This window comes from Ancylobacter lacus (genome assembly GCF_018390635.1).
Taxonomy (GTDB): Bacteria; Pseudomonadota; Alphaproteobacteria; order Rhizobiales; family Xanthobacteraceae; genus Ancylobacter; species Ancylobacter lacus.
This window is the reverse complement of sequence record NZ_JAHBGE010000007.1, coordinates 65,609-77,941: the sequence shown is the minus strand read 5'-3', so window position 1 is coordinate 77,941 and position 12,333 is coordinate 65,609. Positions and strand designations below refer to the sequence as shown.

12 protein-coding genes are annotated in these 12,333 nt (G+C 70.5%); 9 read left to right on the top strand and 3 right to left on the bottom strand.

Going from position 1 to position 12,333, the window contains the following annotated elements:
* The first annotated feature begins 3 nt into the window (after positions 1-3).
* The 9 genes from KHC27_RS01185 to KHC27_RS01145 all read left to right on the top strand — a co-directional run bounded on the left by KHC27_RS01185 (position 4) and on the right by KHC27_RS01145 (position 7,812).
* Positions 4-639 carry a response regulator gene (locus tag KHC27_RS01185; protein ID WP_213334037.1) on the top strand — a complete coding sequence of 212 codons (636 nt, stop codon included), beginning with the start codon at positions 4-6 and terminating at the stop codon, positions 637-639.
* 26 nt (positions 640-665) lie between these two features.
* On the top strand, positions 666-1,961 hold the full coding sequence (locus KHC27_RS01180; protein WP_246518646.1) for a histidine kinase: 1,296 nt from the start codon (positions 666-668) through the stop codon (positions 1,959-1,961).
* Between the two features lie 101 nt (positions 1,962-2,062).
* Positions 2,063-3,013 carry an AAA family ATPase gene (locus tag KHC27_RS01175; protein ID WP_213334034.1) on the top strand — a complete coding sequence of 317 codons (951 nt, stop codon included), beginning with the start codon at positions 2,063-2,065 and terminating at the stop codon, positions 3,011-3,013.
* Between the two features lie 140 nt (positions 3,014-3,153).
* Complete coding sequence (locus KHC27_RS01170) at positions 3,154-3,846, top strand: DUF58 domain-containing protein (protein ID WP_246518644.1); 693 nt, start codon at positions 3,154-3,156, stop codon at positions 3,844-3,846.
* A complete protein-coding gene (locus KHC27_RS01165) occupies positions 3,833-4,174 on the top strand; it encodes a hypothetical protein (RefSeq protein WP_213334029.1) in 342 nt (113 codons plus the stop codon). The genes KHC27_RS01170 and KHC27_RS01165 overlap by 14 nt, the downstream gene beginning before the upstream one ends.
* A gap of 8 nt (positions 4,175-4,182) precedes the next feature.
* Positions 4,183-5,124 (top strand): VWA domain-containing protein, encoded by a 942-nt coding sequence (locus KHC27_RS01160; protein ID WP_213334027.1) that lies wholly within the window; start codon positions 4,183-4,185, stop codon positions 5,122-5,124.
* Entirely contained in the window at positions 5,121-6,005 is an 885-nt protein-coding gene (locus KHC27_RS01155; protein WP_213334026.1) for a VWA domain-containing protein, read from the top strand. Before KHC27_RS01160 ends, KHC27_RS01155 begins: the two co-directional genes overlap by 4 nt.
* Positions 6,002-6,634: a hypothetical protein gene (locus KHC27_RS01150; protein ID WP_213334025.1), complete on the top strand. Its 633-nt coding sequence runs from the start codon at positions 6,002-6,004 to the stop codon at positions 6,632-6,634. Before KHC27_RS01155 ends, KHC27_RS01150 begins: the two co-directional genes overlap by 4 nt.
* Positions 6,628-7,812, top strand: a complete 1,185-nt coding sequence (locus KHC27_RS01145; protein WP_213334024.1) for a BatD family protein — start codon at positions 6,628-6,630, stop codon at positions 7,810-7,812. Before KHC27_RS01150 ends, KHC27_RS01145 begins: the two co-directional genes overlap by 7 nt.
* Positions 7,813-7,919: 107 nt before the next feature.
* Here the strand turns inward: KHC27_RS01145 and KHC27_RS01140 are convergent, their stop codons facing one another.
* From KHC27_RS01140 to KHC27_RS01130, 3 genes are read right to left on the bottom strand one after another with little or no spacing between them, the layout of a single operon-like run.
* Positions 7,920-8,900, bottom strand: coding sequence for an HlyD family secretion protein (locus KHC27_RS01140; protein WP_213334023.1), 981 nt, complete (start codon positions 8,898-8,900; stop codon positions 7,920-7,922).
* Positions 8,897-11,218: an ABC transporter permease gene (locus KHC27_RS01135; RefSeq protein WP_246518642.1), complete on the bottom strand. Its 2,322-nt coding sequence runs from the start codon at positions 11,216-11,218 to the stop codon at positions 8,897-8,899. The genes KHC27_RS01140 and KHC27_RS01135 overlap by 4 nt, the downstream gene beginning before the upstream one ends.
* Positions 11,215-12,264 carry an HlyD family secretion protein gene (locus tag KHC27_RS01130; RefSeq protein ID WP_213334021.1) on the bottom strand — a complete coding sequence of 350 codons (1,050 nt, stop codon included), beginning with the start codon at positions 12,262-12,264 and terminating at the stop codon, positions 11,215-11,217. Before KHC27_RS01130 ends, KHC27_RS01135 begins: the two co-directional genes overlap by 4 nt.
* Positions 12,265-12,333 lie beyond the last annotated feature (69 nt).

Below are 12,333 nucleotides of genomic sequence, written 5' to 3'. Positions count from 1 at the left end.
CCCATGGGCCTCATCCGAATTCTCTTGGTCGACGATCATCCGATTGTGCGCGAGGGCTATCGCCGCCTGCTCGGACGCCAGCCGGGGCTATCGGTGGTGACCGAGGCCGGCGATGGCGATGCGGCGCGGACCGCTTTCTCCGAGCACCGGCCGGACATCGTGCTGATGGATCTCTCCATGCCGGGCGGGGGAGGCTTTCCAGCGGTGGAGTCGATTCTCGCCGACGACCCCCAGGCGCGGATCATCATCGTTTCGATGCATCAGGGGGCCGTCTTCGCTCAGAAGGCCATGGCTGCCGGCGCGCGCGGCTTCGTCTCGAAGTCCAGCCCGCCGGACGAACTCGTCCGCGCCATCGCGACGGTGATGGGCGGGAGGCGCGCCCTTTCCACGGACGTGGCACAGGAATTCGCGCGCACGGTGGTCGAGGACGACCCGACCGCCGGCCTCACCCCGCGTGAGCGTGATATTCTTCTGATGCTGATGCGGGGCATGAATGGGCGGGCCATCGCCCGCGACCTCAACCTCTCGTCCAAGACGGTCCAGAACAACCTGTCGCACATTCGTGCCAAGCTCGGCGCGTCGGGCGATGCCGATCTGGTGCTCAAGGCGCAGCGCGCCGGCCTTGTACCCGTGCTGTGATGCGCGGCCTTCTCCCGCAGCTCGTCATGCGGGTGCTGGCCGCGGGGCTGCTCACCGTCCTCGTCGCCGCGGGGTGGGTGTTGTGGGACACGGCGAGCGCCGCGCGTCGCGACGCACAGACGACGGCCAGCCTCGTTTCCGACGCCATCGCCGCCCGGCCCAGCTTCGAAGGGCTGGCCTTCGGCGGCGTGGCACCGACGCCGGTTTTCCGCGACTGGCAGCAGTTTCCGGCCTGGAGCTTGATCGCCCCGGGCATCTGCGTCGAACTGGGGCCCCGCGACCAGCCGATACAGCGACGCTGCGGACCGTATCTGGCGGCAGCCACGCCGCCAGCCTGGTTCGTCTGGCTGGCGGATCGCGTCGGCCTGGTGCCCGTGCCGGTCGCCGTGCCGGTGCGCACCCGCTACGTCTCGGACGCCTATGTGACTGCCATTGCCGATCCCGGCGTCATCGTCACCCGTGCCTGGGCCCGCACGGGCGACCTGATGCGGGTGGCCGTCGGGATGGCCATAGGCGGCGCGGTGCTGACCGGCCTGCTCATGATCCGCCTGCTGGCGCCGTTCGGCCTGTTGTTGCGCGGCATCGAGCGGCTGCAGCGCGGCGACTTCAGTGCCCGCCTGCCGCATCTGCGGGTGGCGGAATTCGACCGGCTGAGTCGCGCCTTGAACGAAACGGCGGCTGTGCTGCAGGAGGCGCAGGCGGCGCGTGCCGAGCTGACGCGGCGGCTCTTCTCGGTGCAGGAGAATGAGCGGCGGGCGCTGGCGCGCGAGCTGCACGACGAGTTTGGCCAGTGCCTCACGGCAACCCGCGCCATGGCGGCGGTGATTGCCCAATCGGGCGAAAGCACGGCGCAGGACGGGGCTCGCATTGCCGAGATTTCCGGCCAGATGATGGACAGCCTCAGGGCCGAGCTGGCCCGGCTGCGACCGCCGGACCTCGACGATCTGGGCCTGCGCCCGGCATTGGAGCGCATGGTTGCCGACTGGCGCGCGCGCATGCCCGCGGTACGTTTCGAGCTGAAGCTCGCCGGCCCCGTCGAAGCGGTGCCGGACGACCTCGCGCTCAGCCTCTACCGCATCGCGCAGGAATGCGTGACGAATGCTGTCCGGCACGGCACCCCGACCCACATCGCCCTGCACATCGAGGTCGGCGACGCCCTGACGCTGACCGCCGCCGATGACGGCTCTCCCCGCCATGACGGCGCGATCAACAGCGGCTACGGCCTGCTCGGCATCCGCGAACGGGTCGACGCGCTCGGCGGCAGCTTTGTGCTGGTCCCGGCCGAGGATGGCATGCGCGCCGTCGCCCGCCTGCCCCTGTGACCCGGGCGATCTTCCCGGATGGGGAGGGAAACCCTCTCTGGCGGGCCACGCCGGGCTATCCCATGCTCGCCTGGAAGTCCCTGGCACGGAAAGCCCTCCGCATGAACGAGATGAGCCATCCGGTTGCGCAGCTCGGCGCCGCCGTCGCCGCCGGGCTGATAGGCCATGAAGAGCTGGTGGAACGGCTGCTGATCGCCCTTCTCGCCGGCGGCCATGTGCTGATCGAGGGGCCTCCGGGCATTGCCAAGACGCGCGCGGTCAAGCGGCTCGCCGCTCACCTTCCCGGCAGCCATGCGCGCATCCAGTGCACGCCGGACCTGCTGCCCTCGGACCTCACGGGGACGCAGGTGTTCCGCGCCGAGAGCGGCAGCTTCGATTTCGTGCCCGGCCCCCTGTTCCACGCGCTGGTGCTGGTCGACGAGATCAACCGTGCCCCGCCCAAGGTGCAGTCGGCACTGCTCGAGGCGATGGCCGAAGGCCAGGTGACGAGCGCCGGCGTCAGCCGCCCTCTGCCCGAGCCTTTCATGGTCGTCGCCACACAGAACCCGATCGAGCACGAGGGAACCTTTCCCCTTCCCGAAGCACAGATGGACCGGTTCCTGCTCCATCTCTCGCTTGGCCTTCCGCGGGCGGAGCAGGAGCGCGCCATCCTTGATCTCGTCTCTGCCGAGCGGATGGAAGTCCCTGCCTTCGTCGCCCTTCCGCTCTCGGCCGACGCCCTTCTGGTCGCGAAGGATGAGGTCGCACGGGTGCATCTGGCGCCCGCGCTGAAGGACTTCATCGTCCGGCTGGTCATGGCGTCGCGGCCCGACGGCGCGGTTGCGCAATGGGTGGAGCATCCCGTCTCGCCGCGTGGGACGCTGGCGCTGGCCGTGGCCGCTCAGGCGCGCGCCTGGCTCAGGGGGCGTGACTATGTGCTGCCGGAAGACGTCATCGCTCTCGCGCCTGACGCGCTGGCCCACCGGCTGGTACCGAGCTGGTCGGCCATCGGTGAGGGACGCACCGGGCGCACGCTCGTCGCCGATATCCTGCGGGTGGTCGAGCCATGGTGAGCCCCGCGCTCGAGGCGCCGGGAATTCGGCTCCATGCCCGCGAACTGCTGGCGCTGCGCGAGGGGACTCCAGCCGCCGGGCGAACGCAACCGGCGTCCCGTCGACCGGGTGCCGCGCCGACCCGGGCACCGGGTACGGGAATGGATCTGCGTGAGATCCGCACCTTCGCCGAGGGCGATGACGCCCGGCGCATCGACCCTTCCGCCACGGCCCGGACCGGCATTCCCCATATCCGCACCTTTCACGAGGATCGCGACGATACGCTGTTGCTGGTCGTCGACTACCGGCCGCCGATGCTGTGGGGCACCGGCACATCGCTGCGCTCGGTGCGCGCGGCTCGGCTGGCGGCACGGCGAGGATGGCAGGCGGTGGCGCGGGGAGCCTCGCTGGCAGCGATCAGCGTTACCGCCGAGGGCGTGGCCGCGGTCTCGCTGGCCGGCGGCGTCCCGCAGATGGTCCGCATCAGCCACATGCTCGCGAGCCGCCACGATCAGGCGCTCAAAAGTGGTGTCAAGGCACCTTCACTGGAAGAGGCGCTCGTCCGCGCCGCGCGCCTTTCTCCGCCCGGTGGCGACGTCCTTGTCGCCACGTCGCCCGAGGGCCTCGCGCGGGAAGACGAGCCGGCATTGGCGCGCCTCGCCCGCCGCCGTCAGGTCCGGGTCATGCTGCCGCTGGACACGATCGAGACGGCGCCTCCCGCATTTGCGCTCCCCATACAGGCCGGTGCGCTCGCTTGCCTCGCGCAGTTGCGCCCGTTCGACCGTGCGGCGCTGGCGCAGCGTCTCCGCGCGCTGAATGTCGGCCTCGAGGTGGTCGATCATGACGCAGGCTGAGCTCATCGCGGCCTTGCCGGAAGGCCGCCTGCCGCCGTCGCTGATGCAGGTGAATGCGGCCGACCTGCTGCTGCTGTTCGGCGCCGGACTGCTGCTGGCGGTGATGCTGTCGCTGCTGGCCAGCCCCTTCCTCGCGCACCGCCCGTCCCGCCGTGCGCTCATCCGCGCCACGCGGGGGATGCCGCCGCAGGAGCGGGTGCTGGCGATAGGCCGCCTTCTCGGCCATCTGCCGGCAGAACTGCGCGCCATGGCCTATGGCAGCGCACCGCCCCTTTCACCGGAAGCCATCGAGCGCATCGCACTCAAAGCGAAGTGGGCACGGCGATGATTCCATTCATGACTCTCGCTTTTCCGATGGCCCTTCTGCTGCTTCCGCTCCCCGTGCTCGCGCGCTTCCTTCCCGGCGTGCGGGCGCAGGGGGCAACCGCGCTGCGCGTCTCGCCCGGCGCGTTCGCGGCGGCGCTGCCGGCGCGCGGCGCCGAGGACCGCGGCCGACAAACGGTTCTTGTCGCTGCCTGGATCGCGCTGGTGGCGGCGCTTGCCGGTCCGCAGGTCGCGGCAACGCGCGAGCTGGTAACGGCCTCTGGCCGGGAGATCCTGCTGGCCCTCGACCTTTCCGGCAGCATGCTGAAAGAGGACTTCGTTCTCGACGGCAAGCCGCTCTCGCGGCTGGATGCGGTCAAGCGCGTCGCCACGCGCTTTGTGGCGGCGCGGCAGGGCGACCGGATCGGGCTCGTGATCTTTGGCGACCGGGCCTATGTCGCACAGCCGCCGACCTTCGACGTCGCTTCCGTGGCTCGGGCCATCGACATCGCCCAGATCGGCATTTCGGGCCGTTCCACCGCCATATCCGACGGGCTGGGGCTGGCGACGCGGCGGATCATGGGGAGCGAAGCCACCACAAAGGTCGTCGTCCTGCTCTCGGACGGTGTGGACACATCCGGCAAGGTTCCGGCGACGGAGGTCGCGCGCCTGGCGGCCAGCCATGGGGTGCGGGTCCACACCATCGCGCTTGGCCCCGCTGATCTCGAGGATCAGCCCGCGTCGCGCGATGCCGTCGACGCCGCGGCCTTGAAGGAGATCGCCGCCGTCGGCGGCGGCACCAGTTTCCGGGTGCGCAGCATGGCGGACCTTGAAGCCATGGCCGCGACGTTGGATCAACTTGAGCCGAACCCGATGAAGCGCCCACCGCTACGCTACTGGCGCCCGCTCTGGATGTGGCCCGGCGGCGCGTCGCTGGCTCTGGTGCTGCTGCTCGCCGGCTGGAGGCGGAGGTGAACGAGCTCGTTCTGCTGCGTCCATGGTGGCTCCTTGTCGTGCCGCTGCTCGTCGCTCTTGCCTTGTGGCACTGGCGGCGTGGCCCTGAGGCCGACCGGTGGGGACGGGTGATGCCGCCGGCGATGCTGAAGGCGATGCGGGAGCTGGGGCACCTGCGGGAAGGGACCCGCCGCCAGCGCATCGCCCTGCTTGCGTCGGCCGCACTGCTCGGCCTCGGCCTGAGCGGTCCCGCCGTGCCGCGGGCGGACGCGCCGGTGCTGGCGGGGAGCGGAGCCGTCCTGATCTCCCTCGACATGTCGCCGTCGGTAGCGGAAGGCCCGGCCCTCGCCGATGCGCAGGCCGCCGCCGCCGCTCTGCTGACGGCCGCGGCCGGCCGGCCGGTCGGGATGCTGCTCTATTCCGGCGAAGCGTATGAAGTGGCCGCGCCCACGGCCGACCCCGCGACGCTGGAGAGCCAGATCGCCGTGCTCGCCCGCGACACCATGCCGGACGGTGGCAGCCGGCCCGCCAGTGCGCTGGCGCTGGCGCGGCAGATGCTGCACGACAGCCGGGACGCCGATCTCGTGCTGATCTCCGATGGAGGCGGCGTTGACGGAGCCGCCCAAGCGGAGGCGGAACGTCTCGTCGGCGATGGCGTTCGGCTTTCCGTCCTCACCTTGACCGGGTCCGCCGGGGGCTCGGCCGATGCTGCGGCGCTCGAGGCGCTTGGAAGCCTCGCCGCTCCGGCCCGGGCGCCCTCGGCGGTTTTGCGCCGCCTCGCGCAGAGGGGCACGCTGGAGCGGGATCCGGCCCTCGCGACCTTGGCGTTCCTCGATCTCGGCCCCTGTCTCGCGGCGCTGGCGGGAGTGCCGCTGCTGGGCCTGTTCCGGAGGCGCGCATGAATTCGGCCGTGCGCCTGCGTCTCGCGCTCGTCGCCGTGGCGGGGCTCGCCTGCGTGCTCGCCGCCGGCCCCGCCGCCTGGGGGCGCCTTCTGCTGCGCAGCGGCGCGCCTGGCGCGGCCGCACGCGTGCTGGACGACGCGGCGACACGAGGGCTCGCACTGTACCGGGCGGGCGACTACGCCGGGGCGGACGCCGCCTTCGCCGGGGCGGGGCGCAGCCAAACCTTCAATCGCGCGCTGACGCTCGCCGCCACGGGGCGGCACGCGCTTTCGGTCGCCTATCTCGACGCCGTGCTTTTCGCCAACCCAGCCGATGACGAGGCGCGCCGGGTTCGCGATCTGGTCGACGCGATGGTGCCGAAGACGACGGGCGAGTCGACCGTGCCGGGCCGATTGCCGGGCGCGGGCGGTCTCGGCCCCGGCGCATCGACGGATACACCGATCATGGCCGGCACCCCCGATCCCGCCTGGAAGAAGCCGATCGAGGCACGCGGCTTCGCGGCCTCCGATGCGTGGCTCGAGACGCTGGCCGACGATCCCGGCGAATTCTTGCGCCTGCGTCTGCGCAAGGAGTATGAGCGGCGGGCGGGTCTCGGCCTGCTGCGGCCCGAGGAGGGTGAGAGATGGTGAGGTGGGCGAGCCTGTTCCTCCTTCTGTTCGCCGGGGACGCTTATGCGGATGGCCTGCGCCTGCTGCTGCCGGAGGGCGTGCGTCCGGTCGTCGGCGAGATGCTGCCGGTGACGCTGAGGGGCGAATACACCAGCCGGATTGCACTGGAGACGCTGACGTTCCCCGGCTCGGACAGCTACGACTGGATGCAACTGGCGCGCGACCGGTGGCGCGACGAGGAGATCGGAGGGCGCACCGTCCGGGTGTTCGAACGGCACCTCGCTCTCTTCCCGCGTCACGCCGGAACGCTCGCGATCGGGCCGGTGACGCATCACCTCACCGTGGTCGATGAGAAGAACCTGCGTGTTCCCCTCGACGTGACCGCAGCGCCGGTCACTCTTGATGTCGTCCCTTATCCCGCCGGGGGAACGCCGCTGTCGGCGCGCAACCTGACGATCAAGGACGAGCTCTCGGCCGCGCCCGGCGCGCTGCGCGACGGGGAAACCCTGGTCCGTCGTGTCACGCTGACAGCCGATGGCGCTCTGCCGCATATGCTGCCGCCGCGCCCTGTCCTTCGCGAGCCCTGGCTGATCAGCTTCGCCGCACCGGAGCAGCGCGAGATGCTGGCGACACCTAACGGCCCGGTGACGACGCTGGTTTGGGAATGGCATCTGCGCCCCAAGACCGGAGAGCCCGGGGTGCTGCCGCCCGTTTCCTTCCCGTGGTTCGACACGGCGACCCGCGAGATGCGCACGGCGGAAATCCCCGCTCTGCCCTTCGGCTATGCCAGCTTCCACGACAATCGCAGCGGCACCGTCAGGCTCCCCTCCCGGGAGGCGGCGATGGGGGTGATCGCCGTGGTGCTCGGGATCGCGGCCGGGCTCGGCCTGTGCGTCTCCGGGCTGGCTCCTCGGCACAGGGCGGACCTTCGGCGCTTGCTTCGACGTCTCTCTCCCCTCGATCCGACGCGACGGCGGCTGAAGCGCGCGGCCCGCTCCGGTGATCTCCTCGCCCTTCGCCGCGCGACCGAAGCCTATCTCCGCCGCCGCCGTGAACTCGGCCTGCCGGTGAGCGGGTGCGAGACAGCCGCGTTGGATGCCGCCCTGTATGGACGGAATGCCGGAGACGAAGAATATGACCGGTCGGCTGGAGTAGATGCCCTTCTCGCCGGGAAAGCATCGCTCGCGCTGCGGCCATAGAGGCTGAGGATCAGGGCCGCGGGATGCCGATCCCATATCCCGCCGCCGCAGGTCGCGCCGACGTGTCAGCGCGACCTCTTCATGGCGCCACGGGCAGCCGCGGTCGCCTATGGCGTGGCGGGGCGTGGAAGCCAGACGGACATGCCGGGGTCGAGTGTGTCCGTGGCGGCCGTCGGCTCGGCACGCAGGCGGAAGCTGTTGAGGTCGTGGTCGCCCACCGCCCGCGCCGCGCGCCAGGTCGCGAACTCGCCGAGCGGACGAAGTTCCGTCACCTTGGCGGGGATAGGATGGCCATCGGCAGCGGTCAGTGTCACGTCGCTGCCGACGCGGAGCGGACCGAGGGCATCCTCGCGCAGGGTGAAGCCGAACCACCGTTCGCCGCCGGGCTCGAGCGTCATCGCCGGCTTGCCGGGGACGAGGATTTCACCGGGCTCGGCGATCTGTATGCCGACCGTTCCATCCGCCGGGCTGACCAGCGTGAGTTTGCCGAGCTCCGCCTCCAGCGTGGCGAGGCCCGCCGCCGCCAGCGCGACTTTGGCCTCTGCCAGAACCCGCTCTTCCTGGGTCGGGCCGGCCTCAACCTCATCATGCCGGGCGCGCTTGAGATCGAGATCGGCCTTGGCCTTGGCGAGCGACGCGGCGTCTTCGTCGAGCTGCTGACGGCTGGAATAACCCTGGGGCGCCAGCGTGGCGGCACGGTCGTACTGAGCCTGCGCCAGCACCAGATTGGCCTGCGCGGTCTCGACCGCCTGGGCGGCGATCGCCACCTCCTCCGCGCGCACGCCTGAGAAAACGCGGTCGCGTTCGGCCCGGGCGCTGGCGAGCGCGGAGCGCGCCTCCTCGACCGAGGCCGCGAGCTCCGGATTGCTCAGCACGGCCAGCACGTTCCCGGCCTTCACCTTCTGACCGGGAGCCACGGTGAGCGAAGCGAGCCGGCCGGTCGTCTCCGGCGCGATGCGGATTTCGGTCTGGCGCACCATGCCGATCGCCGGCGGCGGCGCGCCGGTGTGGCCCCCGGCAAGGAGGGCCGCGCTGGCCATCGTCCCGGCGATTGCAGCCACGATGACACGTCGGCGTGCCGCGCTCATCGGCTCCTCCCGGCAGTAGAAAGGCGGGTCGCGAGAACCGCGAGAAGGGCATAGACCGCGGCGAGCACCCAGAGCCGATGCCAGTCGTGCGCGACGTCGGCGAGCGAGGCACCCATCTGGTTGAGCCGCACCAGCCCGTCGATCCCGGAGGTGCTCGGCAGGGCAAAGCTGACCCGCCTCAACAGCTCGGGTATCGCCTCGGGCGGCCAGGCAACGCCGACCAGGAAGAACAGCGGCAGGCTGAAGGCGATGATCATCAGCAGCGCGGTCTCGCGCCGGGGGAACCAGGCGCCGACGAACTGGCCGAGGAAACTGACCGACAGGATGAACGGTACCGCCAGCGCCAGCATATCGAGCAGCCGCCCCTCGGCCGAGAAGCCGTAGAGCCGCGGCAGGACGATGAGGTAGAGCGCGAAGCCGGGCAGCGCGAGCATGAGATGGGCGAGCGCCTGTCCAATCACCGCCGCCATGCCGCCCCGCCGCCGGCGGGCGGCGGCGCCGCCGCGCTCATAGGTGATGCCGCCTACCGTCGCGGCGCCGAGCAGCAGGGTCTGCTGCAGGATCAGCACGAAGGCTGCCGGCACCACATAGCTGCCATAGCCGCCGGTCGGGTTGAACAGCGGCTGGCTGAGTATCTCCACCGGCGAGGTTGAGCTCAGCGAGGCCCGATAAAGGCTGCCATCGCTGCGGGCGCCGCGCGAGATCAGGTCGGCGCCCACCGTGCCGGCCGATTCCAGAAGGCCTTGCAGCGTACGGTTGTAGAGCAGGAAGTAGGCCGAATCGACGAAGGCCGGCAGTCGCGCCTCGTCGCCCTTGAGGATGTCGCGCTCGGTGCCGGCGGGAATGGAGAGGATGCCGAACACCTCGCGCCGTCCGAGCGCCGCCTGCGCCTCGGCGAGCGTGGTCGGCCTGAGAGCCACCTCCACCGCCTCATGCGCGTTCAGCGTCTCGATAAGTCTGCGGCTCACCTCGCTGCCGTCATCGTCGACCACGGCGATCGGGATGTCGCGGATCAGTTGGCCGACATAGGGCTGAGGATAGAGCGCGCCATAGAGGATCGGGCCGACCACGACGAGGCTGAACACGCCGCGGTCGCGCAGAACGCGGCCATATTCGGCGGCGAAGGCGGAGCTCACCCCGCTGCGTGCGGCGGGCTCTTCCGGCTCCTCACGTACCGGCGGCGCCGGCACCCGCGCGATGGCGCGCAGCCGCAGCCAGCCGAGGCCGAAATAGACCAGCGCGAGGCTCGACAGCACCGTGAAGGGTCGCGCGGAATCCGCCACCGGCACGCCGCGCGCGGCCTGATCGAACAGGACCTGTATGTACCAGCGCAGCGGCAGCAGCGCGCCCCAACCCTGCGCGAACGGGCTCATGGCGAGCACCGGAAAGCCGACGCCGGCAAAGCCGAAGGCGGGCGAGCAGACGATACTGGTGAGCGACAATCCCGTCGCCAGGTTGCGGGTGACGAGCTGGAACAGTGCGCCCACCGAGAGGTAGGCGATGATCAGCAGCACGCCGGCCGCGCCGACCATGAGCGCGTCGCCGCGGAACGGCACGCCGTAAAGGCCGTGGATGATGAACAGACCCACCACCGCCATGACAGCGTAGATGGCGAAATAGGGCGCCAGCTTGCCGGTGAGCGCCAGCACCGGGCTGCCGCCGGCGCTGGCCAGCCACGCGTCCTTGCTGCGTGAGGAGAATTCCGAGCCGACGGCATAGCCGCCGGTGAGTGCGACAAGCACGTGCAGCACGGTGGGCAGGATGGCGCGCAGCAGGAACTGGGCGTAGTTGAGGGCGGGATTGCTGAGCACATATTGTTCGACCACCAGCGGGCCGGGTGTCGCGGCCGCCGTGGATGCCGAGCGGCCGGCGAGCTCCTTCGCCGCAGCGGAGACGGCGGCCTGCAATGCATTGCCGGCGATATTGCCGGGCGAGAAATACTGCTTGTTGTAGAAGATCACCACCTGCGGCCGCCGGCCGCCCATCACATCGCGCTCGAGGTTGCGCGGCAGATAAACCGTGGCAATGGCGTTGCCGGCGCGGACCGCGTGCATGGCGCCGTCAAGATCGGTCGAGCGCTCCGCCACCTCGACCCCCGGCGCCGACTGGATCGCCTGCACGAAGAGGGTCGAGGTCGGCGTGCGGTCCTCGTCGACCACATCGACCCGCAGATTGCGCACCACGGCATTGCTGAAGGTGGCCGTGAGCAGCGTGAAGGCGAGCAGCGGCACGACGAGAACGAGGATCACAGCCACCTTGTCGCGCCAGATCCAGGCGACCTCGCGCGCGGCGACCGCGACGAAGCCGGGCGGCGTCATCGGCCTGCCCCTGGCCATTCGGCATAGACGCTCATGCCGGGCCGCAGCCCCGGCAGGGGCTCGACGGGATAGGCGCGCACCTCGAAGGTCCGCAAATCGAAGTCGCCGGTTGCCCGGGTCGCCCGCCAGCCGGCGTATTCGCCGCGTGTCGCGATGGTACGCACCGCCACGGTGACCTTCCGGTCGCCGAGCGCGGGAAGGCGGGCATCGAAGCGGTCGCCGGCTTTCAGGCCCTTTACCAGGTCCTCACGCAGATCGAAGCGCAGCCAGACATCGCCGAGATCGACCAGCGTCAGGAGAGGCACGCCGGGCGAGACATATTCGCCGGGCTCGATGCCGATCTGGTAGACCTGCGCCGCGCCGGGGGCCTTCACGGTCAACTCGGCCACCTGTGCCCGCAATGTCTCGATAGCCGATGCCGCCTTGGCGACGCTGGCCCTGGCAACGCCGCGCTCTTCCGCCGTGTAGCCGGCCGTTGCCTCATCATAGGAGAGCTTCGCCTGCTCCAGGCTGCGATTGGCGACGTCGAGCGAGGCCGTCACCTCGTCGAGCTTCTGCACCGAGGCGAAGCCGCGCTGGGTCAGCTCCCTGGTCCGGTCATAGGTCTGCTGCGCCAGCCTGGCGTTGGCGTCCGCCGAAGCGATCGCGGCCTTGCGCGCCGCCACCACCTCAGCCCGTGTGCCGACCTCGATGCGGGCAAGGTCGGCGACAGCAACGGCCTTCGCGGCCTTCGCCTCGGTAAGCTTCGCCAATAGTTGCGGATTGTCGATGGTGATCAGCACCTGCCCGGCGGCGACCGTGTCTCCGCGCTCGACCGGGCGCGTGGCGATGCGTCCATCCACCCGCGCCGCCACGTCGATCCGCGTGGCATCCGCCTCCCCCTGCACAATGAGAGGCTGCGGCTGGACCAGAAACCACAAGGACAGCCCGACGATGGAAGCGACGCTCACCGCGACGATACCCGTCGCCAGGCCGGCGCCGGCAGGCGGTGGGGTGGGCGGAACCGGCGTTGCCGAACTGTCAGGCCGAAGAGGATCGGCAGTCATCTTGTGCTGTCCTCAGATGAGTTCACAGGCGCGGCGCGCACATTCTTTCACGGATCGTCCCGCGGACGT

Bases quoted from the DNA above. Each gene is read 5' to 3' on its own strand.
- KHC27_RS01170 (WP_246518644.1), top strand. From the start codon at position 3,154: ATGGATCTGCGTGAGATCCGCACCTTCGCCGAGGGCGATGACGCCCGG.
- KHC27_RS01145 (WP_213334024.1), top strand. From the start codon at position 6,628: ATGGTGAGGTGGGCGAGCCTGTTCCTCCTTCTGTTCGCCGGGGACGCT.
- KHC27_RS01165 (WP_213334029.1), top strand. From the start codon at position 3,833: ATGACGCAGGCTGAGCTCATCGCGGCCTTGCCGGAAGGCCGCCTGCCG.
- KHC27_RS01185 (WP_213334037.1), top strand. From the start codon at position 4: ATGGGCCTCATCCGAATTCTCTTGGTCGACGATCATCCGATTGTGCGC.
- KHC27_RS01130 (WP_213334021.1), bottom strand. From the start codon at position 12,264: ATGACTGCCGATCCTCTTCGGCCTGACAGTTCGGCAACGCCGGTTCCG.
- KHC27_RS01160 (WP_213334027.1), top strand. From the start codon at position 4,183: ATGACTCTCGCTTTTCCGATGGCCCTTCTGCTGCTTCCGCTCCCCGTG.
- KHC27_RS01135 (WP_246518642.1), bottom strand. From the start codon at position 11,218: ATGACGCCGCCCGGCTTCGTCGCGGTCGCCGCGCGCGAGGTCGCCTGG.
- KHC27_RS01175 (WP_213334034.1), top strand. From the start codon at position 2,063: ATGAACGAGATGAGCCATCCGGTTGCGCAGCTCGGCGCCGCCGTCGCC.
- KHC27_RS01150 (WP_213334025.1), top strand. From the start codon at position 6,002: ATGAATTCGGCCGTGCGCCTGCGTCTCGCGCTCGTCGCCGTGGCGGGG.
- KHC27_RS01180 (WP_246518646.1), top strand. From the start codon at position 666: ATGCGGGTGCTGGCCGCGGGGCTGCTCACCGTCCTCGTCGCCGCGGGG.
- KHC27_RS01140 (WP_213334023.1), bottom strand. From the start codon at position 8,900: ATGAGCGCGGCACGCCGACGTGTCATCGTGGCTGCAATCGCCGGGACG.